Origin of the sequence: Enterobacter cloacae complex sp. 2024EL-00711, assembly GCF_047529885.1 — a bacterium.
Lineage (GTDB): Bacteria > Pseudomonadota > Gammaproteobacteria > Enterobacterales > Enterobacteriaceae > Enterobacter > Enterobacter ludwigii.
In genome coordinates this window covers 1,269,044-1,295,638 of sequence record NZ_JBLIZC010000001.1, presented here as the reverse complement: position 1 = coordinate 1,295,638, position 26,595 = coordinate 1,269,044, and the positions used below count along the sequence as shown (strand labels likewise).

Sequence of the window (26,595 nt, the reverse complement as noted above, 5' to 3'; positions counted from 1 at the left end):
GTCATACGTTTTAAAAGCGTGATAGCTAACGCAATATAACAAAATTGTATCTTTTTTGTTAAATCCGACCTTGTGTGTGCTTGTCTATACAAGTATATCTGAATACATCATCTGTCCCGTATGAGGAGCACACAATGTCGTCAGGTAAATACCGCCAGCAGGATGTCCGCGCCGCGCGCGGCACCACACTTACCGCCAAAAGCTGGCTCACCGAAGCCCCGCTGCGCATGTTGATGAATAACCTCGATCCTGAGGTCGCGGAAAACCCCCACGAGCTGGTGGTGTATGGCGGCATAGGCCGCGCCGCGCGCAACTGGGAGTGCTATGACGCGATTGTTGAATCCCTGACTCATCTGGAACATGACGAAACCCTGCTGGTGCAATCCGGCAAACCGGTCGGCGTGTTCAAAACCCACAAGAATGCACCGCGCGTGCTGATCGCCAACTCTAACCTTGTCCCGCACTGGGCGACCTGGGAACACTTTAACGAGCTGGACGCCAAAGGGCTGGCGATGTATGGCCAGATGACGGCGGGAAGCTGGATCTACATTGGCAGTCAGGGGATTGTGCAGGGCACCTACGAAACCTTCGTGGAAGCCGGTCGTCAGCATTATAACGGTTCGCTGAAAGGTCGCTGGGTACTGACCGCCGGTCTGGGGGGAATGGGGGGCGCACAGCCGCTGGCCGCGACCCTTGCCGGTGCCTGCTCCCTGAACATTGAATGTCAGCAGAGCCGCATTGATTTCCGACTGCGTACCCGTTACGTCGATGAACAGGCTGAAAACCTGGATGACGCGTTGGCACGCATCAAAAAATACACGTCAGAAGGCAAAGCGATGTCGATTGCGCTCTGCGGCAACGCGGCTGACATTCTCCCTGAACTGGTGGCCCGTGGCGTACGCCCGGATCTCGTCACCGACCAGACCAGCGCACACGACCCCCTTCACGGCTATCTGCCATCGGGCTGGACGTGGGAAACGTATCAGCAAAACGCCGAAAGTGACCCGGAAGGCACGGTGCTCGCCGCTAAACGTTCCATGGCGGAGCACGTGAACGCCATGCTGGCCTTTAGCCAGATGGGCATTCCGACATTTGATTACGGCAACAATATTCGCCAGATGGCGAAAGAGATGGGCGTGAGTAACGCCTTCGACTTCCCGGGGTTTGTGCCTGCCTATATTCGTCCGCTGTTCTGTCGCGGTATTGGTCCGTTCCGCTGGGTGGCCCTGTCCGGCGACCCGGAAGATATCTACAAAACCGACGCCAAAGTGAAGGAGATCGTCGCCGACGACGAACATCTGCACCACTGGCTGGATATGGCTCGCGAGCGCATTAACTTCCAGGGCTTGCCGGCGCGGATCTGCTGGGTCGGGCTGGAGTGGCGACAAAAACTGGGTCTGGCCTTTAACGAAATGGTGCGCAGCGGTGAAGTCTCCGCGCCGATTGTTATCGGACGCGACCATCTCGACTCGGGCTCTGTTGCCAGCCCGAACCGTGAAACCGAAGCCATGCGCGACGGCTCCGATGCCGTCTCCGACTGGCCACTGCTGAATGCCTTACTGAATACCGCCAGCGGGGCGACCTGGGTGTCGCTGCATCACGGTGGTGGCGTAGGAATGGGCTTCTCCCAGCACTCGGGAATGGTCATCGTGTGTGATGGTACGGATGAAGCGGCAGCGCGTATCGCTCGCGTGCTGCATAACGACCCGGCAACCGGCGTAATGCGCCACGCGGATGCCGGTTACGAGATTGCGATTGAATGTGCCAAAGAGCAGGGCCTGAACCTGCCGATGATCCCTGCCACACAAGGAAAGCATTAATGAACGCCTTAACCCTCACTCCCGGCTCACTGACGCTCAAACAGCTGCGTAACATCTGGCGTCAACCGGTTACGCTCTCACTTGATGAAAGCGCCCACGCCGCGATTAACGACAGCGTTGCCTGCGTTGAAGCCATTATTGCCGAAGGACGTACCGCCTACGGCATCAACACCGGATTTGGTCTGCTGGCGCAGACGCGTATCGCCACGCACGATCTGGAAAATTTACAGCGCTCGCTGGTGCTTTCGCATGCGGCGGGTGTCGGTCAACCGCTGGATGATGACATTGTCCGCCTGATGATGGTGCTCAAAATCAACAGTCTGGCACGTGGGTTCTCCGGAATTCGCCTCAGCGTGATCGAGGCGCTGATGGCGCTGGTGAATGCGGAAGTCTATCCGTGGATCCCGGCAAAAGGTTCCGTCGGTGCATCCGGCGATCTTGCGCCGCTGGCCCATATGTCGCTGCTGCTGCTCGGTGAAGGTCAGGCTCGCTGGAAGGGCGAGTGGCTCCCTGCGAAAGAGGCGCTGAAAAAAGCCGGGTTAACCCCGATAACGCTGGCGGCGAAAGAAGGGCTGGCGCTGCTTAACGGGACCCAGGCCTCGACGGCGTTTGCGTTGCGTGGTCTGTTTGAAGCCGAGGATCTTTTCGCCTCCGCGGTCGTGTGCGGTGCGCTGACCACCGAGGCGGTGCTTGGCTCACGTCGTCCGTTTGACGCCCGTATCCACGAGGTGCGCGGCCAGCGCGGGCAGATTGACGCCGCGGCGATGTACCGTCACCTGCTGACCGAGACCAGCGATATTGCAGACTCTCACCATAACTGTGACAAGGTACAGGATCCCTATTCGCTTCGCTGTCAGCCCCAGGTGATGGGAGCCTGTCTGACGCAGTTGCGCCACGCGGCAGAAGTGCTGCTGGTGGAGGCGAATGCGGTGTCTGATAACCCGCTGGTGTTCGCTCAGGAAAACGAAGTGGTCTCCGGGGGAAATTTCCACGCCGAGCCTGTGGCGATGGTGGCGGATAATATCGCGCTGGCGATTGCGGAAGTAGGGGCCTTATCCGAACGTCGCATCGCGCTGATGATGGATAAACATATGTCCCAGCTGCCGCCGTTCCTGGTCCGCAACGGCGGGGTTAACTCCGGTTTTATGATTGCCCAGGTGACGGCCGCGGCGCTGGCGAGCGAGAATAAGGCCCTGTCGCATCCGCACAGCGTGGACAGTCTGCCAACGTCAGCGAACCAGGAAGATCATGTTTCTATGGCCCCGGCCGCCGGACGTCGTCTGTGGGAGATGGCCGCCAACACCCGCGGCGTGCTGGCGGTGGAATGGCTGGCCGCATGTCAGGGCGTTGATCTGCGTGAAGGTCTGACATCCAGCCCGCTGCTGGAACAGGCGCGTCATCTGCTGCGTGAACAGGTCGCGCATTACGATGATGACCGTTTCTTTGCGCCGGATATTGATAAAGCGATCGCGCTGCTGGAGAAGGGAAGCCTGGTGGGCTTACTGCCTTCGGTGCTCTAAGATTTGCCCGGTGGCCCGGACACGTACAGGCCACCGGTTTTTTTACGAATACATCGCCGTGATCGATGCGCTGCCCAGCGAATGAAAATGGACGTTAAAGCCGACCATTGCGCCACTCGCGCCCTCATCCACCTCAATCTTGTCCACATCCAGCGCGTGAACCGTGAAGATATAGCGGTGCGTTTCCCCTTTTGGCGGCGCGGCGCCACCGTAACCCGCTTTGCCAAAATCGGTTCGGGTCTGGATAGCGCCTTCAGGCAGCGCCACCAGGTCAGAGCCGGAACCTTGCGGCAGAACGCGCGTATCCGCAGGCAGGTTCGCCACTATCCAGTGCCACCACCCTGAGCCTGTAGGAGCATCCGGGTCATAGCAGGTGACAACAAAGCTTTTGGTTCCCGCCGGAACATCATCCCACGCCAGATGCGGAGAGATATTATCCCCCTGATAACCCATGCCGTTAAAAACGTGGCGTTCAGGCAGTTTTTCCCCGTCGCGCAGATCTTTACTGATGATTTTCATACGATTTACCTCGGTACCCGATTATGCAAAAAGTGTAATGCATAAACAGAGTACCGACGTTAACGCTCAGGGTTAAATCGCAAAATGTGCGGGAATGTTAACGGCGTCAACTACCGCAGCCGTTAACTGACGTAGCTGAGCCGGCGAGATAACATAAGGCGGCATCAGATAGATAAGCTTGCCGAAAGGACGCACCCACACTCCCCGTTCCACGAAGAAACGCTGCAGCGCCGCCATGTTAACCGGATGGGTGGTCTCAATCACGCCGATGGCACCCAGCACGCGCACATCCGCCACGAATTCAGCCGCTGACGCTGCGCTCAGCTCCTGGCGAAGCTGCGCTTCAATCGTCGCGACCTGCGTTTGCCACTCGCCGCTCTCGAGAATGGCCAGGCTTTCGCTCGCCACCGCGCAGGCCAGCGGGTTGCCCATAAACGTCGGGCCGTGCATAAAGCAGCCTGCGTCGCCGTCGCTGATGGTGTCGGCAACGTGGCGCGTTGTCAGCGTGGCGGACAACGTCATGGTGCCGCCGGTCAGCGCTTTACCCAGACACAGAATATCCGGTGCGATCCCCGCATGCTCGCAGGCGAACAGCTTGCCGGTGCGGCCAAAGCCGGTGGCGATCTCATCGGCAATCAGCAGAATGCCCTCGCGATCGCACATCTTACGAATGCGCGTCAGCCACGCCGGGTGGTACATCCGCATCCCGCCTGCACCCTGCACAACCGGCTCAAGAATAACGGCGGCAATCTCATGGCGGTGGGCAGCCATCAGCCGCGCAAAACCGACCATGTCCATTTCATCCCACTCCCCGTCAAAACGGCTTTGCGGTGCCAGGGCAAAGAGGTTCTCTGGCAGATAGCCCTTCCACAGGCTGTGCATGGAGTTATCCGGATCGCACACCGACATCGCGCCGAACGTGTCGCCGTGATAGCCGTTGCGGAAGGTGAGGAACCGCTGGCGGGTCTCACCTCTGGCGTGCCAGTACTGCAGCGCCATTTTCATCGCCACTTCCACGGCAACAGAGCCGGAATCTGCAAGGAAAACGCACTCCAGCGGGGCCGGGGTCATCGCGACCAGACGCCGGCACAGGTCAACCGCAGGCTGATGGGTGATACCGCCAAACATCACGTGCGACATCTGGTCAATCTGCGCTTTCATCGCCGCATTCAGACGCGGGTGGTTATACCCGTGAATAGCCGCCCACCAGGATGACATGCCGTCCACAAGCGACTCACCGCTGCTCAGGGTCAGTTCGCACCCGTGAGCCGAGGCGACCGGGTAAACGGGGAGGGGGCGGGTAGTGGAAGTGTAAGGGTGCCAGATATGCTGCTTGTCGAAGGCGAGATCGTCCTGGGTCATAATCGACTTGTAAACCATTTTGAAAAGTTTTAGGTTTACGAGTATAAACCGATCTGAAAATTAACAAAACCCTTTGGAGAAGCCCCATGGCTCACCACGCACGCTGGACGATGTCGCAAGTTACTGAATTATTCAATAAACCTTTCCTTGAGCTGATGTTTGAAGCCCAACAGGTGCATCGTCAGCACTTCGATCCACGCCATGTGCAGGTCAGTACGCTGCTGTCGATCAAGACTGGCGCATGCCCAGAAGATTGCAAATACTGCCCGCAGAGTGCGCGCTATAAAACCGGGCTTGAATCTGAACGTCTGATGGAAGTGGAGCAGGTGCTCGACTCTGCCCGTAAGGCGAAAAATGCAGGCTCAACCCGATTCTGTATGGGCGCGGCATGGAAAAACCCGCACGATCGCGACATGCCGTATCTGGAGCAGATGGTGAAAGGGGTGAAAGAGATGGGGCTGGAAGCCTGCATGACCCTTGGCACGCTGAACGAAGAGCAGGCGCAACGCCTTTCCGCGGCAGGGCTGGATTACTACAACCACAACCTCGACACCTCCCCTGAATTTTACGGCAATATCATCACCACGCGGACCTATCAGGAGCGTCTCGATACGCTGGATAAAGTGCGTGACGCCGGCATCAAAGTCTGTTCAGGCGGGATTGTGGGACTGGGCGAAACGGTGAAAGACCGTGCGGGTCTTCTGCTGCAGCTGGCGAACCTGCCCACGCCGCCGGAAAGCGTGCCGATCAACATGCTGGTGAAAGTTAAAGGTACGCCACTGGCGGATAACGAAGACGTGGATGCATTTGATTTTATCCGCACCATTGCGGTGGCGCGTATCATGATGCCGACCTCCTACGTGCGCCTCTCGGCGGGTCGTGAACAGATGAGCGAGCAGACGCAGGCGATGTGCTTTATGGCCGGGGCCAACTCCATCTTCTACGGCTGCAAACTGCTGACCACCCCGAACCCGGAAGAGGACAAAGACGTCCAGTTGTTCCGCAAGCTGGGGCTGAACCCGCATCAGACCGACGTCCTGACGGGGGATAACGAGCAACAGCAGCAGCTGGAGCAGCAGATTTTCAACGCCGATACTGACCAGTTCTACAACGCGGCAACCGTATGACCTGGCAGGCACGTATCCATTCCGCGCTTGAAGAACGGCGGGCGGCAGATGCCTTTCGCGTTCGCAACGTGGTAGAAAACGGCGCAGGCCGTTTTCTCACCCGCGAGGGCCGGCAGTTTTGCAATTTCTCCAGCAATGATTATCTCGGGCTGAGCCAGCACCCGGCGATCGTCCGCGCCTGGCAACAGGGGGCGGAGCGGTTTGGCGTCGGCAGCGGCGGTTCGGGGCATGTCAGCGGCTACACCACGGCGCATCAGGCGCTGGAGGAGGCCCTTGCCGACTGGCTGGGGTATCCGCGTGCGTTGCTGTTCATTTCAGGTTTTGCCGCCAACCAGGCGGTCATCACCGCGCTAATGGGCAAGGACGACCGCATTGTTGCCGACCGCTTAAGTCACGCCTCGCTGCTGGAAGCGGCAAGTTTAAGCCCTGCGCAGCTCCGCCGCTTTGCCCATAACGATGCGGCTCAGCTTGCTGGCCTGCTCGATAAGCCCTGCACCGGACAGCAGCTGGTGGTCACAGAAGGGGTGTTCAGCATGGACGGCGACAGCGCACCGCTGCGTCCGCTGCATGAGACGGCGCAGCGACAAAACGCCTGGCTGCTGGTTGATGATGCCCATGGTATTGGCGTGATGGGTGAGGAAGGGCGCGGTAGCGTCCATCAGCAAAACGTGAAGCCGGAACTGCTGGTGGTGACTTTCGGGAAAGGTTTTGGCGTGAGCGGGGCGGCCGTGTTGTGCAGCGAGTCTGTCGCCGACTATCTGCTGCAGTTCGCCCGTCATCTCATTTACAGCACCAGTATGCCACCCGCACAGGCCGTGGCGCTGTCTGCATCACTGGCGGTGATCCGCAGCGCTGAAGGTGCGGAACGACGAGCGCGTCTGGCGGAACATATTCGGCGTTTTCGCCAGGGGTTACGCCATCTCCCGTTCCAGAGCACCGATTCGCAGAGCGCAATCCAGCCGGTGATGGTGGGGGAAAACGGTCTGGCTCTCACGCTGGCGCAGACGCTTCGCGAGCGCGGGATATGGGTGACGGCTATTCGTCCACCAACCGTACCGCCAGGCACTGCCCGGCTGCGTCTGACGCTCACGGCGGCGCACGAAGCAGAGGATATCGAGGCACTTCTGGAGGCGCTGCATGACACCCGTGAATAAACAGGCGATCGCGGCGGCATTTGGCCGGGCCGCGCGCAGCTATTCGCAGCACGATGAACTCCAGCGTCAGAGCGCGCAGGGGCTGCTTACTTTACTCAACGAGACCCGGTTCCCTCAGGTGCTGGACGCCGGGTGTGGGCCGGGTGCCAATAGCCGACACTGGCGTGCGGCCGGCAGCGAGGTGACGGCTATCGATCTGTCGCCCGATATGCTCGAGGAGGCCCGTCAGCAGCAGGCCGCGCACCACTATCTGGTTGCCGATATTGAGTCCATTCCGCTGCCGGATGCGCGGTTTGATCTGGTCTGGAGCCATCTGGCGGTACAGTGGTGCAGTAGTCTCCCGCAGGCATTAAACGAGCTTTATCGCGTGGCGCGCCCGGGTGGATGCGTGGCCTTCACCACGCTGCTGGAAAGCTCTTTACCGGAGCTCAATCAGGCGTGGAAAGCGGTGGATGAACAACCTCACGCTAACCGTTTTTTGTCGCACGAGCAGGTCATCCACGCGCTGGCGGGATGGCGCTATCGCTGTGCTGAGCAGACCATTACGCTGAATTTCGACGATGCCTTCAGCGCCATGCGCTCCCTGAAGGGCATTGGCGCGACCCATCTGCATGCGGGGCGTGAAAAGAAACCTCTTACCCGCGGCCAGTTGCAGCGTCTGGAGCTGGCGTGGCCGCAGCAGCGGGGGCAGTTCCCGCTCTCATATCAACTTTTTCATGGGATTATTGAACGTGACTGAACGTTATTTTGTCACCGGAACAGATACCGAAGTGGGCAAGACGGTTGCCAGCTCAGCGCTGCTGCAGGCGGCGCGCATGCAGGGAAAAACCACCGCCGGATATAAACCTGTCGCCTCCGGCAGCGAGATGACGGCGCACGGGTTACGCAATACCGACGCGCTGGCGCTCCAGCGCAACAGCACGCTTGAACTTGCCTATTCAGCGGTGAATCCGTACACCTTTGCCGAGCCCACCTCACCGCATATTATCAGCGCCGATGAAGGTCGCCCGATTGATTTTGCCGTGCTTTCTGCCGGGTTACGCGCCCTTGAACGCCAGGCTGACTGGGTACTGGTGGAGGGCGCCGGTGGCTGGTTTACGCCACTTTCGGCGGACCAGACCTTTGCTGACTGGGTGCAAATCGAGCAGCTGCCGGTAATTCTGGTGGTAGGGGTCAAACTCGGCTGTATCAACCATGCGATGCTGACTGCCCAGGCCGTTCAGCAGGCCGGGCTGCGCCTGGCCGGCTGGATAGCCAACGACGTGGTTGCGCCGGGCAGGCGACATCAGGAGTATCAGGCAACGCTGAAGCGGGTGCTTCCTGCGCCGTTTCTTGGGGAGATCCCGTGGCTGGCTGACACTGCCGGGTGCGCTGAAACCGGGCATTACCTCGATCTCAGCGTCTTGCCTCCAGCGACATCCAGTGGGCGATAAGCTCGTCATCCAGCTCGTTAACGTGGCCCTGGGCCACGTTACGCCCGCGATACAGCATGCAAAAGCGCTCCGCGACCCGGCGGATAAACGACAGCTGCTGCTCAGCTAACAACACCGTCATTCCCAGTTCCCGGTTTAACCGCACCAGCAGCTGGCTCAGCTTCTGGGCGAAGCTGTGGCCCGCGCCATGCATCGGTTCATCCAGAATCAGCATCCGCGGACGGATGACCAGCGCATTGGCCAGCGCCAGCTGATACTGGTCGTCTGGCGAAAGCGTGTTGGCCCGGGTTTGTCGCAGCGCATAGAGTTCCGGAAAGAGGTCGTAAACGTCACTTTTCGCTTCAGGGTCAGGTTTCCCTGTCGCGCGCATGGCGATATGCAGATTTTCATCAATGGTTAACTGGGAGAAAATCCGCCTGTCCTGCGGGACATAGCCTATTCCCGGGCCAGCGAAGGGTTCTGGCGTCTGGCTAAGCAAATCTCGCGGCGGTGCACCGGCTTCGTGCCAGATGATGGTGCCGCTGTCGACAGGCACTTTCCCGGCGATGCAATTCATCAGGGTCGTTTTGCCCATCCCCGGCAGGCCAACAACGCCTGTACACATGCCTTTGGGAAAATCTAAATCCACGTTCCATAGCGTATGTTGGCTTCCGTAAAACTGGTTAACTGCACGCAGACTCAACATCTTTCTCTCCTTAAAATCTGTGTGGATGAGGCTCATTGTGGGATGTGCAAAACTCCTGCCAGAAACCCTAAATTGATTAAAAAAGAGACTTTTTTAGGAATTTGTCCCGGATAAGCGGTGTGTGATTACCCCCTTTGCACATCCGCGGTGCCGGACGTGATGAGTTGTGGTGCAGGGTTAAAATGGTGGAAATGTGAGCAAGATCGCATCGGTTGGTTATGAATGACACAACTGTTTATCAGCAAAAAATAGCTATAAAAAATTTTTGCTGCCGTTTCGTGGGAAAAGTCGGGAATTTGCTGAGCGGCGGTCTGCACGGGCTGGAAGCAGTTATCCACTATTCCTGTGGATAACCATGTGCATTAGAGTTAGAAAACACGCGATAAGCGAGAGAAGACGCGGGTTACGACCAAATTGGCGCGAAACGCGGCTTTAGAAAATATCGCTTAATATTTAATTGGTTAGATAAAAGCAATTGCCGTAATGAAAGTGTCACCTGTTGCCATAAAACTATCATTACCTGGCTTGACAAATGTTAAAAAAGAAAAAGTTCTGGGGATAACCCGTCCTGACTGGTGTTTTATGTTGTCACAGTCCAAATTTTGACCGCTATCGCGCTAATCACCCTGCCGGTACTCTAAATATCCTGACATGCTACTGGTTTTTCATCCAGTGTTTTTTACTGGCATTCCTGGCAGCAACGAGTAAAATTACTCACCTGCCGCTTATAACGTCATCAGGTTGTCGCCCATGAGTAAACCGTTCAAATTGAATTCTGCATTCCGTCCTTCCGGCGATCAGCCTGAGGCGATCCGACGTCTCGAAGAGGGGCTGGAAGATGGGCTGGCGCACCAGACGCTGCTGGGGGTAACCGGTTCGGGCAAAACGTTTACCATTGCCAACGTTATCGCCGATCTGCAGCGCCCCACGATGGTGCTGGCCCCAAACAAAACCCTGGCCGCTCAGCTTTACGGCGAGATGAAAGAGTTCTTCCCGGATAACGCCGTGGAATATTTTGTCTCCTACTACGATTACTACCAGCCTGAAGCGTATGTCCCGAGCTCTGACACCTTCATTGAGAAAGATGCCTCGGTGAACGAACACATTGAGCAGATGCGTCTGTCGGCGACGAAGGCGCTCCTTGAGCGTCGCGATGTGGTGGTGGTGGCGTCAGTGTCGGCTATCTACGGTCTGGGCGATCCGGATCTCTATCTGAAGATGATGCTGCACCTGACCCAGGGGATGATCATCGATCAGCGCGCTATTTTACGCCGTCTGACAGAGCTGCAGTACACCCGTAACGATCAGGCGTTCCAGCGCGGTACCTTCCGCGTGCGCGGCGAGGTGATTGATATCTTCCCGGCAGAGTCGGACGATATCGCCCTGCGCGTTGAGCTGTTTGACGAAGAGGTTGAACGCCTGTCGCTGTTTGACCCGCTGACCGGCCACGTCGAGTCGGTCGTTCAGCGCTATACCATCTACCCGAAAACGCACTACGTGACGCCACGTGAGCGTATCGTGCAGGCGATGGAAGAGATCAAAGTTGAGCTGGCAGACCGCCGTAAGGTGCTTCTGGCGAATAATAAGCTGCTGGAAGAGCAACGCCTGAGCCAGCGCACCCAGTTTGACCTGGAGATGATGAACGAGCTGGGCTACTGCTCCGGTATCGAAAACTACTCACGTTTCCTCTCCGGGCGTGGTCCGGGCGAGCCACCGCCGACGCTGTTTGATTATCTGCCGGCAGACGGTCTGCTGGTGATCGACGAATCTCACGTGACTATCCCGCAAATTGGCGGGATGTATCGCGGTGACCGAGCGCGTAAAGAGACGCTGGTGGAGTATGGTTTCCGTCTGCCATCGGCGCTGGATAACCGTCCCATGAAGTTTGAAGAATTTGAGGCGCTGGCACCGCAAACCATCTACGTCTCGGCTACGCCGGGCAACTACGAGCTTGAAAAATCGGGCGATGAGGTGGTTGACCAGGTGGTGCGTCCGACCGGGCTGCTGGATCCGATTATCGAGGTGCGTCCGGTCGCCACTCAGGTTGACGATCTGCTGTCAGAAATCCGTATCCGCGCGGCCATCAACGAGCGCGTGCTGGTAACGACGTTGACCAAGCGCATGGCGGAAGATCTCACCGAGTATCTTGAGGAGCACGGTGAGCGGGTGCGTTACCTCCACTCGGATATCGATACCGTCGAGCGTATGGAGATCATCCGCGACCTGCGTCTGGGCGAGTTTGACGTGCTGGTGGGTATCAACCTGCTGCGAGAAGGCCTGGATATGCCAGAAGTCTCGCTGGTGGCGATTCTGGATGCCGACAAAGAAGGCTTCCTGCGTTCTGAACGCTCCCTGATCCAAACCATTGGCCGTGCCGCGCGTAACGTTAACGGTAAAGCGATCCTTTACGGTGACAAAATTACCCCGTCAATGGCGAAAGCAATTGGCGAAACGGAGCGTCGTCGTGAGAAACAGCAGCGTTACAACGAAGAGCACGGCATTACGCCGCAGGGCCTGAACAAGAAAGTGGTGGATATTCTGGCGCTGGGTCAGAACATTGCGAAGACCAAAGCGAAAGGGCGCGGGAAAGCGCGTTCAGTGGTTGAGCCGGATACCGTCGAGCTGACGCCAAAAGCGCTGCAGCAGAAAATCCACGAACTGGAAGGACAGATGATGCAGCATGCGCAGAACCTCGAATTCGAAGAGGCCGCGCAAATCCGCGACCAGCTGCATCAGTTGCGCGATCTGTTTATCGCCGCCTCCTAGGTAAAAGCAAAATGACAGCCGCAGGCTGTCATTTTTTTAGTGTTTGCACTCTCCCGTGGGAGAGAGGTTGGGTGAGGGCATAATCTCTATCCCAGATCCTGAATCGCCTTCTCCAGCGCTTCACGCAGCAGGTGACGGTCGTGACGATATTTGATATCGCTCGCTTCCAGCGGCTCCTGCACCACCACGCGATCGCCAATCCCTGATACATCAACTTTCGGGCCGACCACTACGCCATCGATGATTTTCTTCCCGACGTACTGCTCCATCAGATTCAGTTTGTCCGCCAGCGACAGGCTGGCCGCCGCCGGGCTCAGCTCACGGCCTAAATTGCCGATGTAAACCATGGGGGCGGGCGTTCTGCGCAGGGCCTGTGCCAGCTCTTTGACCAGTAAAATGGGCATCAGGCTGGTGTAAAAACTGCCCGGCCCAATCAAAATCAAATCCGCTTCGCCGATGGCCTCAATGGCTTCACGCGTGGCGGGCACGCTTGGGTAGGTCATCAGCTCTTTTGGCGGCACGGTAAGCTGGTCGATGTTCACTTCGCCATAAACCTCGTGCCCTTCCGCATCGATTGCCATTAAATCGACCGGTTGTTCGGACATCGGGATCAGGAACGCGTCAACCTTGAGCAGGTTTCGGATCAAATTGATGGCTTCCAGCGGGCGCACTGACAGGTGATCCAGCGCTTTAAGCATCAAATTTCCAAGGTTATGCCCGGAAAGTTCGCCGTTACCGCCAAAACGGTACTCAAACATCGCCGAAGCGACGCTCGGCTCGGTAATTAACTGGTTCAGACAATTACGCATATCGCCCCAGGCGATACCCCCTTCCGCGCGTCGAATACGCCCGGTGGAGCCGCCATTATCCGTGGTTGTCACTATCCCTGTCAGCCTTGAGCCAAGTGAGGACAGAGAAGACATCACTCGCCCCAGACCATGGCCTCCGCCAAGAGCGACAACACGGTCAAGATCCGCAAAAGTGCGATTGCGCATACACATTCCTTATCACGTTCGATCTGCGTAACACTACCTTAACTACCCCTAAAAGACGATGCCTCACCCGGCGCAAAATGACGTATATCAATGTGAATATGCTGTTTTTAGGTATTCTGTAGCGAAAATACACGATTATGTCGTTATGTATATGGTTATATAGCGTTAAGTGATAATGGCGAAGGGAAGATTTCCGCGCTACTATCGCCATAACCACGTTTTCAAATTTGAAAACATACACTCGAGCCCTGGCGCCTGTGTCGAAAGATATGGCGTCCTGGCCGTGGCGAATATGCCACCAGGGTACAGAAAGAAATGACTGTGCCTCCCGTCTCTGGAAAGGTGTACATGGCTTCACAACTTACTGATGCATTCGCGCGTAAGTTTTTTTACTTACGTCTGTCGATTACCGATGTGTGCAACTTCCGTTGCACCTACTGCCTGCCCGATGGCTACAAACCGGGCAGCGTCACCAATAACGGCTTTCTCTCCGTGGACGAAGTGCGCCGCGTCACGCGCGCATTCTCTGAACTCGGCACGGAAAAGGTCCGCCTGACCGGAGGGGAACCCTCTCTGCGTCGTGATTTCCCCGATATCATTGCTGCGGTGCGTGAGAACGATCGTATTCGTCAGATTGCGGTCACCACCAACGGGTACCGCATGGCTCGCGACGTTGCGGCCTGGCGCGACGCGGGCTTAACCGCCATCAACGTCAGCGTGGACAGCCTCGATGCCCGCCAGTTTCATGCCATTACCGGCCAGGATAAATTCCGCCAGGTGATGGACGGTATTGACGCGGCGTTCAGTGCCGGTTTCCAGAAGGTCAAAGTCAATACGGTGCTGATGCGTGACGTCAACCATCACCAGCTTGATACCTTCCTGGCGTGGATCAAATCCCGCCCCATCCAGTTGCGTTTTATCGAGCTGATGGAAACTGGCGAGGGCAGTGAGCTGTTCCGTCGGCATCACATCTCCGGGATGGTGTTGCGAGATGAGCTGCTGAAACGCGGTTGGATCCACCAGATCCGTCAGCGCAGCGACGGCCCGGCGCAGGTTTTTTGTCACCCGGATTACGAAGGGGAAATCGGGCTTATCATGCCGTATGAGAAAGACTTCTGTGCCAGCTGTAACCGTCTTCGCGTCTCCTCCGTTGGTAAGCTGCATCTGTGCCTGTTCGGGGATGGCGGTGTCGACCTTCGCGATCTGCTGGCGGAAGACGCCCAACAGGCCGCGCTTGAAGCGCGGATTTCTGAAGCTCTGACGCACAAAAAACAGACCCACTTCCTGCATCAGGGCAACACCGGCATTACTCAGAACCTGTCCTACATTGGCGGGTAATCAGGCTTAAGAAGGAACCAGAAGATGAGTCAGGTTAGCGCGGAATTTATCCCGACACGCATTGCTATTCTTACCGTTTCCGACCGCCGCGGTGAAGAGGATGACACCTCCGGCCACTGGCTGCGCGATGCGGCACATGATGCCGGGCACAGTATTGTTGATAAGGCGATCGTGAAAGAGAACCGTTATGCCATTCGTGCCCGGGTCTCTCAGTGGATTGCCAGCGATGAGGTGCAGGTGGTGCTGATCACCGGTGGCACCGGTTTTACCACAGGCGACCAGGCTCCCGAGGCGCTCGTCCCGCTGTTTGACCGGGAAGTGGAAGGCTTTGGTGAAGTGTTCCGCATGCTCTCGTTTGAAGAGATTGGCACCTCCACGCTGCAGTCGCGTGCGGTGGCCGGTGTGGCGAACGGGACGTTGATTTTTGCCATGCCCGGCTCGACAAAAGCGTGTCGCACCGCGTGGGAAAATATCATTGCGCCGCAGCTGGATGCCCGTACCCGTCCGTGTAATTTCCATCCCCATTTAAAGAAATAAGTTATGTCGCAACTGACCCACATTAACGCCGCTGGCGAAGCACATATGGTGGATGTCTCCGCCAAAGCCGAAACGGTGCGTGAGGCGCGTGCTGAAGCCTTCGTGACCATGTTGCCAGAGACCCTGGCGATGATTATTGACGGCAGCCATCACAAAGGCGACGTCTTTGCCACCGCCCGCATCGCCGGGATCCAGGCTGCGAAACGCACCTGGGACTTAATTCCGCTCTGCCACCCGCTGATGCTGAGCAAGGTGGAAGTCAACCTGCAGGCGCAGCCGGAGCATAACCGCGTGCGCATCGAGTCGCTCTGCCGCTTAACCGGGAAAACCGGGGTTGAGATGGAAGCCCTGACGGCGGCCTCTGTGGCCGCGTTGACTATCTATGACATGTGCAAAGCGGTGCAGAAAGATATGGTGATTGGCCCGGTTCGTTTGCTGGCGAAAAGCGGTGGTAAATCCGGTGATTTTAAGGTGGACAGCCATGATTAAGGTGCTCTTTTTTGCTCAGGTCCGCGAGCTGGTGGGCACCGACAGCCTGACGCTTGATGCCCCGTTTGACACCGTTGCCGACCTGCGTGCGCATCTTGCCGCGCAAAGCGACCGCTGGGCGCTGGCGCTGGATGAAGGCAAGCTGCTGGCCGCGGTTAACCAGACGCTGGTGGAGCTGACCCATCCGCTGACGGCCGGGGATGAAGTGGCCTTCTTCCCGCCGGTGACAGGGGGCTAAGATGGCTGAAACCCGAATTCTGGTAGGTCATGACCGTTTCAGCGTTGGTACAGAATATGACTGGCTGGCAGAGCGTGACGAAGACGGTGCGGTTGTCACCTTCACCGGCAAAGTGCGTAATCATAATCTCGGCGACAGCGTAAAGGCGCTGACGCTGGAGCACTATCCGGGCATGACGGAGAAATCCCTCGCGGAGATCGTTGAACAGGCGCGTGGCCGCTGGCCGCTCGGGCGAGTGACGGTTATCCACCGTATTGGTGAAATGTGGCCTGGCGAGGAAATCGTTTTTGTCGGCGTGACCAGTGCCCATCGTAGTAGCGCGTTTGCCGCAGGGGAGTTCATTATGGATTACCTCAAAACCAAAGCGCCATTCTGGAAACGTGAAGCGACGCCGGAAGGCGACAGGTGGGTTGAGTCGCGTGACAGCGACAAAGAAGCCGCCAGTCGTTGGTAGTCGGTTTGCGTGAATGTGTTAGTCTTAACGTGTGTGTCTACTTAATCAGGAGTGAATCATGGACCGATTTCCGCGTTCCGATTCAATAGTACAGCAGACCCGTACCGGGCTGCAGACGTATATGGCTCAGGTTTATGGCTGGATGACGGTCGGTTTACTGCTGACCGCCTTTATCGCATGGTATGCAGCCAACACGCCTGAGCTGATGATGTTTATCTTCTCAAGCAAAATCACCTTCTTTGGGCTGATCATCGCGCAACTGGCGCTGGTCTTTGTTCTCTCCGGCCTGGTGCAGAAGCTGAGCGCCGGAATGGCGACCACGCTGTTTATGCTCTATTCGGCACTGACGGGGCTAACGCTCTCCAGCATCTTCATCGTGTATACCTATTCCTCCATCGCCAGCACGTTTGTGGTCGCTGGCGGGATGTTTGGTGCGATGAGCCTCTACGGCTACACCACGAAGCGTGACCTGAGCGGTTTCGGCAGCATGCTGTTTATGGGGCTGATTGGGATTGTGCTGGCGTCGCTGGTGAACCTGTGGCTGAAGAGTGAAGCGCTGATGTGGGCGGTGACCTATATCGGGGTGGTGATCTTCGTCGGTTTGACGGCCTACGACACTCAGAAGCTGAAAAATATTGGCGAACAGATTGACGTACGCGACAGCTCAAACCTGCGCAAATACGCGATTCTGGGCGCCCTGACGCTGTATCTGGACTTTATCAACCTGTTCCTGATGTTGCTGCGTATTTTAGGCAACCGTCGTTAAGGGTATTTCCCTTACCCGACCTGCGTTGCGCAGGCCGGGTAAGTTCCCCCGCCAGACCTCACTTCGCTAACGCTTTCTCATTCTTCGCCCGCAGTTTCTTCGCCCGACTCTCCAGCACCAGATAACATACCGTTGCCAGCGCCAGCGGCAGGAAGTAATAGAGCATACGGTAGGCCAGCAGGGCGGCAATAATCGTACCCTGTGAAACATGCTCTCCGGCGAGCAGGGCGATAAATACCGCCTCCAGCACCCCAATCCCCGCCGGAATATGCACGATCACGCCGGCAATGCTGCTGACCAGCAGCACGCCCAGCACAAAGAAGTAATTCACATCTTCACCAATGAGCATCCAGATAATCGCCCCCATCGCCATCCAGTTGGCGCTGGACACGGCCATCTGCAGGACCGCGAATTTCCACGAAGGCAGCACCAGTTTTTGCCCCTTGATGGTCATGTGTCGGCGTTTGGCAAAGGCGCAGGCCCAAAGATAGAGCGCAATAATGAGCAGTAATGCAAAGCCTAAAATTCGCAGCGTGGTTTCATCGATGTACCAGTGCGCAGGCAATTGCACCACGCCGATGGTGAAAATCACCCCGCCGAGCAGAATGTAACCCAGCCAGTTGGTGGTGATGCTGAGGGAAAAAATGCGCGTAATGGTCCCGCCCGGCAGACCGAGGCGCGAGTAAAGGCGATAGCGCATGCCGATCCCGCCCACCCAGGTACTCAATGTCAGGTTAAAGGCGTAGCAGATAAACGACACCAGCATGACCTGGCGCTTCGCAAGCTTATGGCCGCAGTAGGCGCGGCCCAGCAGGTCATAGCAGCCGTATATGAGGTAGCTTACAATCACCAGCCCCACCGCGCCCAGCAGCACCAGCCGGTTGTAGTTGCGGATAACTTTCCACACCTCTTCCCAGTCAACTTTCTGTGCGTAAACCACCAGCAGAACCGCGACGGCGATGAAAAACAGCCAGGTGAGGATCTTTTTAGCCAGCCGCCAGCGTGGATGTGATTTCGACATCAGGTTTTCCCTCCATCTTCCGCTTCAACGCGGTCCTGGGTTTCCATTTCGGGCTGGACAGGCGGATCCACCAGCGCAAGTTTTGGCGTGTGCGCCGGCAGCCAGCCCACCATCGCCGGGAAATGACGCAGGAAGTGGAACACCACCACGCTAATGCCCAGATTCCACCAGGTGCGTTTGGGCACCATGGATTCGTCCACGCGCACGCAGTCGTTCACGATCAACGCCTGCAGGTTATCCCTCAGAGTCTGGTTGAACTGGCGATCGTGGATGATCAGGTTAGCTTCAAGATTGAGTGACAAACTCAGCGGGTCGAGATTGCTGGAGCCCACGGTGGCCCAGTGATCGTCCATCAGGGCTACTTTGCCGTGCAGCGGCCGGCGGCGATATTCGTAAATTTGTACGCCACCTTTCACCAGATAGTTGTACAGCAACCGGGCACCGATTTTGACAATCTGCATGTCCGGCTCGCCCTGAACAATGAGCTTCACGCGCACGCCGCGTCGGGCCGCATTGCGCATGGCATGCAGCAGGCGATAGCCCGGGAAAAAGTAGGCGTTGGCGATAATCACTTCGCGCTTTGCATTCGCCAGCATCTTCAGGTAATGCCGCTCAATGTCGTCCCGGTGCTCACCGTTATCCCGCCAGACAAACAACGCCTGCGCTTCACCGGGGTGACGGTTCTCTTCCGGGCGATGATGGCGGCGCTGCCACCAGCGCCGGGCAGCCTCTTTACCGGGCAGGTTTTCCAGCTCAAAGAGCAGGATATCCTGCACCACCGGTCCTTCAATGCGAATCGCGTAATCCTGCTTGGCTTCCGGGCCGTAATCGGACATATGTTCAGCGGAGTAGTTAATGCCGCCAACAAACGCTACCGTCTCATCCACCACCACAATTTTGCGGTGCATCCGGCGGAAAAGATTGGTACGCATGCCGAAAAGGCGAGGGCCAGGATCGTAGTAGCGGAACACGACGCCTGCTGAGGTGAGCTCATTGACGAACGCATCACTGAGGTCCGGTGAGCCATAGCCATCCAGCAGCACTTCGATTTTGACGCCACGCAGGGCAGCACGCAGCAGCACGCTGTGCAACTGCTTACCGACGTCGTCTTCGAACCAGATAAACGTTTCAAGGATCACTTTCTGCTTTGCGTGGTCAATCGCGTCAAACACCGCGGGGTAATATTCATCCCCGTTGACCAGCAGCGTGATCCGGTTGCCTTCCTGCCATGAACATTTCATAAGTGGATCTCCGCGCTGAGCGGCGCATGGTCGGAAAGATGTCGCCAGTTAAGTAACGCCAGTGCGGTCGGGCTGCTGGCATGGGCGTTTTTCACGTAGATTCTGTCGAGTCGCAAAAACGGGAACCGTACCGGAAAGGTGCGTGCAGGCCTGCCGTTTGCACGGGTGAAAATCTCCTCAAGTCCCGCATCAACCTTCAACGGATGGTTAGCCCGCTGCCGCCAGTCGTTGAAATCACCGGCCACGACCACGGGTTCACCTTCGGGCAGGGCATTGGTCCATTCGGCCAGCATTTTTAGCTGTGCCTGGCGATGGGCTTCGCGCAGGCCCAGATGAACACAGCCCACGTGCACCGGGAACGCCAGGTCCGGCGGGGCGATGCGGCAGTAAAGCAGCCCGCGTTTTTCACTTTCACCCACAGAGACGTCGCGGTTCTCGTAATGTTCAATGGGAAAACGTGACAGCACCGCATTACCGTGATGCCCTTCCGGGTACACCGCGTTGCGCCCGTAGGCGTAATCACTCCACATGGTGTCGGCCAGGAATTCGTAGTGCGGGGTGTCCGGCCAGTTTTCAAAGTGAAGCGGATGCACTTCGTGGGCGCCCATGACTTCCTGAAGACAGACAATGTCCGCGCTGACGGTGCGTACCGCGTCGCGCAGCTCCGGTAAAATGAAGCGGCGGTTAAATGCTGTGAAGCCTTTATGAATGTTTATCGTCAGCACTTTAAGCGAGAAATGCTGCATTTTTTTGGTCATACGTTCCTTCCAGGGTGACTATCCCGATGAAAATAAAGTGTAGTAGGCGTCACAAAAAGATGCGGTGTTACGGAATTTTCCGTAAAGTGCGGTAGTCTGATTAAGCAGAGAAAAATCCTTCAGGAGAGAAGCCATGAAGTGGCAACAACGCGTTCGTGTCGCAACTGGCCTGAGTTGCTGGCAGATAATGTTGCATTTACTGGTCGTGGCCGTGCTGGTGATGGGCTGGATGAGCGGCACGCTGGTGCGGGTCGGCTTAGGGCTATGCGTCCTCTATGGCGTCACCGTACTGTCGATGCTGTTTTTACAGCGCCACCACGAAGCACGCTGGCGTGAGGTGGGTGATGTGCTCGAAGAGCTCACCACCACCTGGTACTTTGGTGCGGCGATGATTGTGCTTTGGTTGCTGTCGCGTGTGCTGCAAAACAACCTGCTGCTGGCCCTGGCCGGTCTGGCAATCCTCGCAGGGCCTGCCGTGGTCTCGTTACTGACCAAAGAGAAAAAGCTACGCGATGTTTCGTCTAAACATCACGTACGCCACTGAGCCCGTCGTGGCCGCTATGATCAGTAGCGGCCACAAACTTCCCCAGACAATGTCCAGACTCGCATCCTTCAGATAGATCTGCTTGGTGATATCCGTGAAGTGCCGAATCGGGTTTATCCACGTCAAATCCTGTAACCATACCGGCATGTTCTCGACGGGTGAGACGTAGCCCGAAAGCAAAATCGCCGGCATCATAAAGACGAACACGCCAATAAATGCCTGCTGCTGGGTAGAGCAGAGCGCGGAAATCAGCAGTCCAAACCCGACCAGCGACAGCCCGTAAATCACCATCGTGAAGTAGAACAGCGCCAGCGAACCGGCGAACGGGATCTGGTAGGCCCATATTCCCACGCCCAGCACGATGGTGGCCTGGAAGGTCGCGACAATCAGCGCCGGAACCGCTTTGCCGACGAAAATTTGCCATGTTGCGAGCGGGGAAACCAGCAGCTGATCGAGCGTCCCCTGTTCGCGCTCACGGGCGACGGAAAGCGACGTTACGATCATCACTCCGATAGTGGTGATCATGGCAATCAGCGATGGCACCACGAACCATTTGTAATCCAGATTCGGGTTATACCAGTTGCGCACCACCAGCTCGCTGTTGTTAGGTTTTGGTTTCCCGTCCATCAACTCCTGTTGGTAATCTTTCACCACCTGCTGAAGATAGTTGGCTGCAATCTGGGCGCTGTTGGAGTTGCGCCCGTCGAGGATTAACTGCATTGGTGCCGTCTGGAAGGTATCCAGGTTGCGGGAAAAATCGGCCGGAAAACGCACCAGCAATAACGCTTTTTGCGTATCGATGGTGGGCTGGATCTCCTGCGGGCTTTTCAGCAGCAGGATGTGGGTAAAAGCCTTCGCGCGGGCGAAACGCTGCGTCAATTCGACGGAATGTTTGCCGTTATCTTCGTTGTAGATAGCAATGGTGGCGTTAGTCACCTCCAGCGTGGCGGCAAACGGGAAGAGCAACACCTGAAGCAACACCGGTAATACCAGAATGGCGCGCGTCTGCGGCTCGCGCAGCAGCGACTGCAGCTCTTTGCGTATCAATGTCCATAAACGGTGAAACATGTTCGCTCCTTAATCCAGACGCCGTTTGGTCTTTATCCACGTCAGCCCAATAAACATCGTTGCCGATACCAGCAAAAACAGCGTGTTGATGATCAGCACCACCGGAATATTCCCCGCCAGGAACAGGCTTTGCAGCGTACTCACGAAGTAGCGCGCCGGAATAATGTAGGTCACGGCACGGATCACGGCGGGCATGCTGTCTATCTGGAAAATAAACCCGGACAGCATAATCGACGGTAAAAAGGCGGCGTTCAGGGCCACCTGCGCGGCGTTGAACTGGTTACGGGTGATGGTGGAGATAAGCAGCCCCATCCCGAGGGTGCTCAGTAAAAACAGACTGGTGATAAAGAACAGCACCACCAGCGATCCACGGTACGGCACGCCGAGGATAAACACCGAGACCAGCATGCAGAGCAGCATCGCCAGCATGCCGAGGAAGTAGTAGGGGATAAGCTTACAGAGCAGCAGTTCAACCCGTGTGACCTCGGTAGACAGCAGCGCCTCCATGGTGCCGCGTTCCCACTCGCGGGCAATCACCAGCGAGGTCAAAATGGCGCCAATAACCGTCATGATGATGGTCACCGCACCCGGGATAATAAAATGCTGGCTAATGGCCGCAGGGTTAAACCAGTAGCGCGTCTGCACGTCGATCAGCGGTTCGAAGGTTTCCCCGCGATCTTCGGCGCGCTGCATTTGCCACAGCTGCCAGATGCCCTCCACATAGCCTTGTACAAAGTTCGCGGTGTTTGGCTCGCTGCCGTCGGTGATCACCTGCACCGGCGCACTGGCATCGGTGCGCGCCATGTTGGCGGCAAAATCCACCGGGATCACCACCAGCCCGCGTATCTTCCCGGCCTGCATCATCTGGATTAACGCCTGCCGGTTGTCGCTGATGGTGGCGTCGATGTAAGGGGAGCCGGTCATGGTGTGGGTGAAATCAAGCGCCTCTTCGCTCTGCTGCTCCAGCAAAATCCCGACCCGCAGTTTGCTGGAGTCGAGGTTGATCCCGTAGCCAAAGATAAAGAGCAGCAGCAGGGGGATCACCACAGCGATCAGCCAGCTGCTGGGGTCACGCACGATCTGGCGCGTCTCTTTGATACACAACGCACGCACCCTGCGCCACGAAATGGCGTTATTGCGCATGGGCATTCTCCTTATCCCAGTCGTGGATGAGGGTAATAAACGCCTGTTCCATGGTCGGGTCCGGCACCTCGTCATCGGCGGCCTGTTCTTTCAGGTCGTCCGGCGTACCGTGGGCAATCAGCTTGCCGCGATACACCAGCCCGATGCGGTCGCAGTATTCCGCCTCATCCATAAAGTGGGTGGTTACCATGACCGTGACCCCTTTCTCCACCATGCTGTTAATATGCAGCCAGAACTCGCGGCGGGTGAGGGGGTCAACGCCGGACGTCGGCTCATCGAGAAACAGGATATCGGGCTCATGCATTAATGAGCAGGCCAGCGCCAGCCGCTGCTTGAAACCGAGCGGCAGTTCGTCGGTGGCATGGGAAGCAATGCCCGTCAGGCCAAAGGCCTCGCTCATGCGGTGGATTTTCTCGTTCTGCGCGCGGCCCCGCAGGCCGTACACGCCGGAGAAAAAGCGCAGGTTCTGCTCGACCGTCAGGTTGCCATACAGCGAGAATTTTTGCGCCATATAGCCCAGATGCTGACGCGCCTTGCCGGAGCTGACCTTCAGGTCCATGTCGAGCACCAGCGCTTTCCCCGAGGTCGGTACCAGCAGACCGCACATCATCTTAAAAGTGGTCGATTTCCCGGCGCCGTTTGGCCCGAGCAGGCCAAAAATCTCACCGCGTTTCACCGCGAAATTGACGTTATCGGTGGCGGCGAAATCCCCAAACTTTTTGGTGAGGGATTTGGCTTCAATCACCGTTTCACCCGGCGTACCTTCAACCGTGTGCAGGATCGCGGCGAGGGGGGATTCTGATGTCCCTGCGCCGCCGAGCAGATCGATAAACGCATCTTCAAAGCGTGGCGCGGTCTCCTCCATCTCAATTTCAGGCATACCCGGTGCACGGCGTATATCGTCCTCGGTCGCCTCTTTCGTGAGGATCACGCGCACCGAACGGCCCTGAATCATTCCATCGCTGACCTGAGGTAGCTTTAGCACCCGCTGCAGCAGCTGACGGTTGGAGGCCTGGGCGCTGTGCAACAGGAAGCTGCGACCAGCCATGCTCTGCGTCAGCGTGGTCGGCTCTCCCTGATAAAGCAGCTCACCTTCGTTCATCAGCAGAACGTCACGGCACTGTTCCGCTTCATCAAGGTACGAGGTGCTCCAGAGGATCAGCATCCCATCGCCGGCTAACTCATGCACCATCTGCCACAGCTCGCGGCGCGAAATCGGGTCGACGCCCACGCCGGGTTCATCGAGCAAGAGAACTTTCGGCTCGCCCACCAGCGTACAGGCCAGCCCCAGCTTTTGTTTCATCCCGCCGGAGAGCTTGCCCGCCAGCCGGTCGGTGAAGGGGCCAAGCGAGGTAAATTCCAGCAAACGGGCAAAGGTCTTCTGACGGGTTTCGCCAGTGACGCTGCGCAGGTCAGCATACAGATTGAGGTTTTCCATCACCGTCAGGTCTTCATACAGACCAAACTTCTGCGGCATATAGCCCAGCATGGCATGGAGCGCGCCATCGTTTTTAATCGGGTCGAGTCCGAGCACGCTGGCGGTTCCTTCATCAGGCTTTAACAAACCCGCCAGCATCCGCATCAGCGTCGTTTTGCCTGCGCCGTCCGGGCCAACCAGCCCGGTCACATAGCCTTTCTGAATGGTACAGTTCAGCGGGGCGACGGCAGGTTTTTCCATCCCCGCGAAGCGTTTGACCAGATTGTTGAGCTGAATAACCGCGTCATTCATGTCGTTCCCCGTCGCTGACTTTTACGGTGACAGGCATGCCCTGACGCAGCGCGTCGTCGGCATCGGTCACGATGATGCGCAGGCGATAAACCAGGTCGGTACGCAGATCCGGCGTTTCAACCGTTTTGGGTGTGAATTCAGCCGTCGGTGACACAAAGCCAACTTTGCCATGATACGGTTTATCCGGCCGACCGTCGGTGTAGAGCAGCAGCTCGCGGCCCGGCTGCATCTGGCCGAGATTAGGCTCATCAATGTAGGCGCGCACCCATACCGGACGCGTCAGAGAAAGCGTCAGGACGGTGCTTCCCGCGCTTAACATGCTGCCCGGCTCCACGGCGCGGGTCATCAGCGTGCCGTCAGACGGGGCAATGAGCGTGGTGTCGTGCAGATCCAGTTCCGCCTGCGCCAGCTGCGCCTGCGCCTGTTCCAGACTGGCTTTTGCCTGCGCGATGTCCTGCGGGCGGTTACCGGTGTGGTACTGGCTTAATTTATCCTGGGCGGATTTCAGCGTCGCCTGGGCCTGGTCGCGGGAGGAGCGGGCGTTTTCCAGGTCGTTGGCAGAAATGGTGCGGCTTTTCCACAGTCCCTGCTGACGGGCATAGAAGTTTTGCGCGTAGTCATAGGCGGCCTGCGCCTGTTTGACCGCGGCGGCGGCCTGAGCAATCTCTTCGTCACGGTAGCCGGCCAGCATCAGGTCATATTGCGCCTGCGCCACGGAAACGCCTGCTTTCGCCTGCATCAGCGTGTTCTCGTACGGGGCCTTGTCGAGCATCCCCAGCATCTGACCGGTTTTGATGGTATCGCCTTCATCAACGGTGAGGGAGGCCAGGCGCCCCCCGACGCGGAAACTCATATTCACGGTGCGAATATCGACGTTACCGTACAGCGTCAGGCCTCTGTCCTGGTGACTTTGATACCACAGCCAGCCGCCGATACCTGCGGCAAGCAGAACAACGACCACCAGAATGATGGCGACAGGTTTTTTCATGACTTCAGGCTCCTTTGCGTTAAGCCTTGCAGGATCAGATCGAGATGACAGGTGATGACCTGGCTAATCTGCGCGGCTTTATCCTCATCAAATTGTGTCCAGCCGGTGCGTAACAGGATCGTTTCGCGCCCAAGACGGAAGGCGAGAATTTCACCCAGCAGGGCGTGGGTATGCAAAATAGTCTCGGTATCGTCGGCGTCTCGTCCGGTATAGGCCGCGATCAGCCGGGTCAGGTGCGTATGCATCGGGGCAATCACCTGATCGTGCACTCGCTGGTAAGCCGCCGTAGGGGAGAGCTGCTCACGGGAGATGAACTTACTCAGGCTCAGCGTCTCGTCGTGGGTCAGCAGGCGAATCATATTGTCGCAGGCGCTGATAATCAGCTGCCTGATGGCGGCGCGATCCGGCGACGGCTGGCTCAATAGCCCGCTGGCCTCTTCAACGTGTGGCCGAAAATGGTTACCGATAAAGTCGGCGATCCACTGGGCACAGGCGAGGTACAAATCCTCTTTTGAGCCAAAATAGTAGGTGATAGCCGCAATGTTTTGCCCGGCCTGCGCCGCGATGTCCCGCGTGGTGGCATGCAGACCATATTCGCCAAACTGCGCCAGCGCGGCGGCAATAAGCTGGTTTTTGGCCTGTTCACCTTTCGATGTCGTTGGGGTCGTATTCATGGCGGTTTTAAAAATTAATCAATCGATTGATTAACATTATGCACGGTTGCCCTTTTTGTCCAGTGACCACACGGCGGGAAATCTTTCGTCAACGCAGCGCCGCGGGATATTTTATGCGCCACGTCACAAAACCTGCTACACTCCGCTGCTTCACGACATTGTGGTTTTTGTCCTTCCCTATCGTTATATCTCCCTGAAAACTACACCTGTGATGGTCGGGGCGGTT

General features: G+C 57.3%; 26 protein-coding genes and 1 riboswitch. Of the genes, 14 read left to right on the top strand and 12 right to left on the bottom strand.

Features of this window, described 5'->3' with window-relative positions; translation table 11 throughout:
* Positions 1–134: 134 nt before the first annotated feature.
* Together hutU and hutH are read left to right on the top strand one after the other, a co-directional pair.
* Positions 135–1,820, top strand: coding sequence for a urocanate hydratase (hutU, locus tag ACMVME_RS06275; RefSeq protein ID WP_044866435.1), 1,686 nt, complete (start codon positions 135–137; stop codon positions 1,818–1,820).
* A complete protein-coding gene (gene hutH / locus ACMVME_RS06270; protein ID WP_044866436.1) occupies positions 1,820–3,340 on the top strand; it encodes a histidine ammonia-lyase in 1,521 nt (506 codons plus the stop codon). Before hutU ends, hutH begins: the two co-directional genes overlap by 1 nt.
* Positions 3,341–3,382: 42 nt before the next feature.
* Here hutH and ACMVME_RS06265 read toward each other — a convergent pair whose 3' ends face one another.
* Positions 3,383–3,859, bottom strand: a complete 477-nt coding sequence (locus tag ACMVME_RS06265; protein WP_014169213.1) for a kinase inhibitor — start codon at positions 3,857–3,859, stop codon at positions 3,383–3,385.
* Positions 3,860–3,931: 72 nt separating this feature from the next.
* Positions 3,932–5,221 carry an adenosylmethionine--8-amino-7-oxononanoate transaminase gene (gene bioA, locus ACMVME_RS06260; RefSeq protein ID WP_074439247.1) on the bottom strand — a complete coding sequence of 430 codons (1,290 nt, stop codon included), beginning with the start codon at positions 5,219–5,221 and terminating at the stop codon, positions 3,932–3,934.
* Positions 5,222–5,307: 86 nt separating this feature from the next.
* Here bioA and bioB point away from each other — a divergent pair, with 86 nt between their 5' ends.
* From bioB to bioD, 4 genes are read left to right on the top strand one after another with little or no spacing between them, the layout of a single operon-like run.
* On the top strand, positions 5,308–6,348 hold the full coding sequence (gene bioB / locus ACMVME_RS06255; RefSeq protein WP_014169215.1) for a biotin synthase BioB: 1,041 nt from the start codon (positions 5,308–5,310) through the stop codon (positions 6,346–6,348).
* Positions 6,345–7,502: an 8-amino-7-oxononanoate synthase gene (bioF, locus tag ACMVME_RS06250; RefSeq protein ID WP_044866437.1), complete on the top strand. Its 1,158-nt coding sequence runs from the start codon at positions 6,345–6,347 to the stop codon at positions 7,500–7,502. Before bioB ends, bioF begins: the two co-directional genes overlap by 4 nt.
* Positions 7,486–8,241 (top strand): malonyl-ACP O-methyltransferase BioC, encoded by a 756-nt coding sequence (gene bioC / locus ACMVME_RS06245; RefSeq protein ID WP_050737368.1) that lies wholly within the window; start codon positions 7,486–7,488, stop codon positions 8,239–8,241. Before bioF ends, bioC begins: the two co-directional genes overlap by 17 nt.
* Positions 8,234–8,935 (top strand): dethiobiotin synthase, encoded by a 702-nt coding sequence (gene bioD, locus ACMVME_RS06240; RefSeq protein WP_050737367.1) that lies wholly within the window; start codon positions 8,234–8,236, stop codon positions 8,933–8,935. Before bioC ends, bioD begins: the two co-directional genes overlap by 8 nt.
* On the opposite strand, the gene ACMVME_RS06235 is transcribed toward bioD, so the two are convergent.
* Positions 8,898–9,620, bottom strand: coding sequence for an ABC transporter ATP-binding protein (locus ACMVME_RS06235; RefSeq protein WP_014169219.1), 723 nt, complete (start codon positions 9,618–9,620; stop codon positions 8,898–8,900). The two genes, bioD and ACMVME_RS06235, sit on opposite strands and share 38 nt — an antisense overlap.
* 750 nt (positions 9,621–10,370) lie before the next feature.
* On the opposite strand from ACMVME_RS06235, the gene uvrB reads away from it, so the two are divergent.
* Positions 10,371–12,386: an excinuclease ABC subunit UvrB gene (gene uvrB / locus ACMVME_RS06230; RefSeq protein ID WP_020884934.1), complete on the top strand. Its 2,016-nt coding sequence runs from the start codon at positions 10,371–10,373 to the stop codon at positions 12,384–12,386.
* An 86-nt stretch (positions 12,387–12,472) separates the two neighbouring features.
* On the opposite strand, the gene yvcK is transcribed toward uvrB, so the two are convergent.
* Positions 12,473–13,381 carry a uridine diphosphate-N-acetylglucosamine-binding protein YvcK gene (yvcK, locus tag ACMVME_RS06225; protein ID WP_020884933.1) on the bottom strand — a complete coding sequence of 303 codons (909 nt, stop codon included), beginning with the start codon at positions 13,379–13,381 and terminating at the stop codon, positions 12,473–12,475.
* A 226-nt stretch (positions 13,382–13,607) separates the two neighbouring features.
* Positions 13,608–13,742, top strand: a riboswitch (molybdenum cofactor riboswitch).
* On the opposite strand from yvcK, the gene moaA reads away from it, so the two are divergent.
* From moaA to ACMVME_RS06195, 6 genes are all read left to right on the top strand, one after another.
* Positions 13,730–14,719, top strand: coding sequence for a GTP 3',8-cyclase MoaA (gene moaA, locus ACMVME_RS06220; protein WP_032677720.1), 990 nt, complete (start codon positions 13,730–13,732; stop codon positions 14,717–14,719). Its footprint overlaps the riboswitch before it by 13 nt.
* A gap of 24 nt (positions 14,720–14,743) precedes the next feature.
* Positions 14,744–15,256: a molybdenum cofactor biosynthesis protein B gene (gene moaB, locus ACMVME_RS06215; protein ID WP_020884931.1), complete on the top strand. Its 513-nt coding sequence runs from the start codon at positions 14,744–14,746 to the stop codon at positions 15,254–15,256.
* Between the two features lie 3 nt (positions 15,257–15,259).
* Positions 15,260–15,745 (top strand): cyclic pyranopterin monophosphate synthase MoaC, encoded by a 486-nt coding sequence (moaC, locus tag ACMVME_RS06210; RefSeq protein ID WP_008501142.1) that lies wholly within the window; start codon positions 15,260–15,262, stop codon positions 15,743–15,745.
* Positions 15,738–15,983, top strand: coding sequence for a molybdopterin synthase sulfur carrier subunit (moaD, locus tag ACMVME_RS06205; RefSeq protein ID WP_020884929.1), 246 nt, complete (start codon positions 15,738–15,740; stop codon positions 15,981–15,983). Before moaC ends, moaD begins: the two co-directional genes overlap by 8 nt.
* A 1-nt stretch (position 15,984) precedes the next feature.
* A complete protein-coding gene (gene moaE, locus ACMVME_RS06200; RefSeq protein WP_014169225.1) occupies positions 15,985–16,437 on the top strand; it encodes a molybdopterin synthase catalytic subunit MoaE in 453 nt (150 codons plus the stop codon).
* A 58-nt stretch (positions 16,438–16,495) separates the two neighbouring features.
* Positions 16,496–17,203, top strand: a complete 708-nt coding sequence (locus ACMVME_RS06195; protein ID WP_014169226.1) for a Bax inhibitor-1 family protein — start codon at positions 16,496–16,498, stop codon at positions 17,201–17,203.
* Positions 17,204–17,261: 58 nt separating this feature from the next.
* On the opposite strand, the gene ACMVME_RS06190 is transcribed toward ACMVME_RS06195, so the two are convergent.
* Genes ACMVME_RS06190 through ACMVME_RS06180 form a run of 3 tightly spaced genes read right to left on the bottom strand, consistent with a single transcriptional unit; the run spans position 17,262 to position 20,223 of the window.
* Positions 17,262–18,224 (bottom strand): lysylphosphatidylglycerol synthase transmembrane domain-containing protein, encoded by a 963-nt coding sequence (locus tag ACMVME_RS06190; RefSeq protein WP_020884928.1) that lies wholly within the window; start codon positions 18,222–18,224, stop codon positions 17,262–17,264.
* Positions 18,224–19,465: a cardiolipin synthase ClsB gene (gene clsB / locus ACMVME_RS06185; RefSeq protein WP_014169228.1), complete on the bottom strand. Its 1,242-nt coding sequence runs from the start codon at positions 19,463–19,465 to the stop codon at positions 18,224–18,226. The genes ACMVME_RS06190 and clsB overlap by 1 nt, the downstream gene beginning before the upstream one ends.
* A complete protein-coding gene (locus ACMVME_RS06180) occupies positions 19,462–20,223 on the bottom strand; it encodes an endonuclease/exonuclease/phosphatase family protein (protein WP_014169229.1) in 762 nt (253 codons plus the stop codon). The genes clsB and ACMVME_RS06180 overlap by 4 nt, the downstream gene beginning before the upstream one ends.
* Before the next feature lie 133 nt (positions 20,224–20,356).
* Between ACMVME_RS06180 and ACMVME_RS06175 the strand changes: the two genes are divergently transcribed.
* Entirely contained in the window at positions 20,357–20,767 is a 411-nt protein-coding gene (locus ACMVME_RS06175) for a YbhQ family protein (RefSeq protein ID WP_014169230.1), read from the top strand.
* Here ACMVME_RS06175 and ACMVME_RS06170 read toward each other — a convergent pair.
* From ACMVME_RS06170 to cecR, 5 genes are read right to left on the bottom strand one after another with little or no spacing between them, the layout of a single operon-like run.
* Positions 20,729–21,835, bottom strand: coding sequence for an ABC transporter permease (locus ACMVME_RS06170; RefSeq protein WP_014169231.1), 1,107 nt, complete (start codon positions 21,833–21,835; stop codon positions 20,729–20,731). The two genes, ACMVME_RS06175 and ACMVME_RS06170, sit on opposite strands and share 39 nt — an antisense overlap.
* 9 nt (positions 21,836–21,844) lie before the next feature.
* On the bottom strand, positions 21,845–22,978 hold the full coding sequence (locus ACMVME_RS06165) for an ABC transporter permease (protein WP_068795088.1): 1,134 nt from the start codon (positions 22,976–22,978) through the stop codon (positions 21,845–21,847).
* Positions 22,968–24,707 carry an ATP-binding cassette domain-containing protein gene (locus ACMVME_RS06160; protein ID WP_068795087.1) on the bottom strand — a complete coding sequence of 580 codons (1,740 nt, stop codon included), beginning with the start codon at positions 24,705–24,707 and terminating at the stop codon, positions 22,968–22,970. Before ACMVME_RS06160 ends, ACMVME_RS06165 begins: the two co-directional genes overlap by 11 nt.
* Positions 24,700–25,695: a secretion protein HlyD gene (hlyD, locus tag ACMVME_RS06155; protein ID WP_068795086.1), complete on the bottom strand. Its 996-nt coding sequence runs from the start codon at positions 25,693–25,695 to the stop codon at positions 24,700–24,702. The genes ACMVME_RS06160 and hlyD overlap by 8 nt, the downstream gene beginning before the upstream one ends.
* On the bottom strand, positions 25,692–26,369 hold the full coding sequence (cecR, locus tag ACMVME_RS06150) for a transcriptional regulator CecR (RefSeq protein ID WP_014169235.1): 678 nt from the start codon (positions 26,367–26,369) through the stop codon (positions 25,692–25,694). The genes hlyD and cecR overlap by 4 nt, the downstream gene beginning before the upstream one ends.
* Between the last annotated feature and the right edge of the window lie 226 nt (positions 26,370–26,595).

Bases quoted from the DNA above. Each gene is read 5' to 3' on its own strand.
- ACMVME_RS06265 (WP_014169213.1), bottom strand. From the start codon at position 3,859: ATGAAAATCATCAGTAAAGATCTGCGCGACGGGGAAAAACTGCCTGAA.
- bioC (WP_050737368.1), top strand. From the start codon at position 7,486: ATGACACCCGTGAATAAACAGGCGATCGCGGCGGCATTTGGCCGGGCC.
- hutH (WP_044866436.1), top strand. From the start codon at position 1,820: ATGAACGCCTTAACCCTCACTCCCGGCTCACTGACGCTCAAACAGCTG.
- uvrB (WP_020884934.1), top strand. From the start codon at position 10,371: ATGAGTAAACCGTTCAAATTGAATTCTGCATTCCGTCCTTCCGGCGAT.
- hutU (WP_044866435.1), top strand. From the start codon at position 135: ATGTCGTCAGGTAAATACCGCCAGCAGGATGTCCGCGCCGCGCGCGGC.
- ACMVME_RS06195 (WP_014169226.1), top strand. From the start codon at position 16,496: ATGGACCGATTTCCGCGTTCCGATTCAATAGTACAGCAGACCCGTACC.
- ACMVME_RS06180 (WP_014169229.1), bottom strand. From the start codon at position 20,223: ATGACCAAAAAAATGCAGCATTTCTCGCTTAAAGTGCTGACGATAAAC.
- moaA (WP_032677720.1), top strand. From the start codon at position 13,730: ATGGCTTCACAACTTACTGATGCATTCGCGCGTAAGTTTTTTTACTTA.
- ACMVME_RS06165 (WP_068795088.1), bottom strand. From the start codon at position 22,978: ATGCGCAATAACGCCATTTCGTGGCGCAGGGTGCGTGCGTTGTGTATC.
- ACMVME_RS06175 (WP_014169230.1), top strand. From the start codon at position 20,357: ATGAAGTGGCAACAACGCGTTCGTGTCGCAACTGGCCTGAGTTGCTGG.
- ACMVME_RS06190 (WP_020884928.1), bottom strand. From the start codon at position 18,224: ATGTCGAAATCACATCCACGCTGGCGGCTGGCTAAAAAGATCCTCACC.
- hlyD (WP_068795086.1), bottom strand. From the start codon at position 25,695: ATGAAAAAACCTGTCGCCATCATTCTGGTGGTCGTTGTTCTGCTTGCC.
- moaE (WP_014169225.1), top strand. From the start codon at position 15,985: ATGGCTGAAACCCGAATTCTGGTAGGTCATGACCGTTTCAGCGTTGGT.
- moaD (WP_020884929.1), top strand. From the start codon at position 15,738: ATGATTAAGGTGCTCTTTTTTGCTCAGGTCCGCGAGCTGGTGGGCACC.
- bioB (WP_014169215.1), top strand. From the start codon at position 5,308: ATGGCTCACCACGCACGCTGGACGATGTCGCAAGTTACTGAATTATTC.
- yvcK (WP_020884933.1), bottom strand. From the start codon at position 13,381: ATGCGCAATCGCACTTTTGCGGATCTTGACCGTGTTGTCGCTCTTGGC.
- moaC (WP_008501142.1), top strand. From the start codon at position 15,260: ATGTCGCAACTGACCCACATTAACGCCGCTGGCGAAGCACATATGGTG.
- cecR (WP_014169235.1), bottom strand. From the start codon at position 26,369: ATGAATACGACCCCAACGACATCGAAAGGTGAACAGGCCAAAAACCAG.
- bioA (WP_074439247.1), bottom strand. From the start codon at position 5,221: ATGACCCAGGACGATCTCGCCTTCGACAAGCAGCATATCTGGCACCCT.
- clsB (WP_014169228.1), bottom strand. From the start codon at position 19,465: ATGAAATGTTCATGGCAGGAAGGCAACCGGATCACGCTGCTGGTCAAC.
- bioF (WP_044866437.1), top strand. From the start codon at position 6,345: ATGACCTGGCAGGCACGTATCCATTCCGCGCTTGAAGAACGGCGGGCG.
- ACMVME_RS06235 (WP_014169219.1), bottom strand. From the start codon at position 9,620: ATGTTGAGTCTGCGTGCAGTTAACCAGTTTTACGGAAGCCAACATACG.
- moaB (WP_020884931.1), top strand. From the start codon at position 14,744: ATGAGTCAGGTTAGCGCGGAATTTATCCCGACACGCATTGCTATTCTT.
- ACMVME_RS06160 (WP_068795087.1), bottom strand. From the start codon at position 24,707: ATGAATGACGCGGTTATTCAGCTCAACAATCTGGTCAAACGCTTCGCG.
- ACMVME_RS06170 (WP_014169231.1), bottom strand. From the start codon at position 21,835: ATGTTTCACCGTTTATGGACATTGATACGCAAAGAGCTGCAGTCGCTG.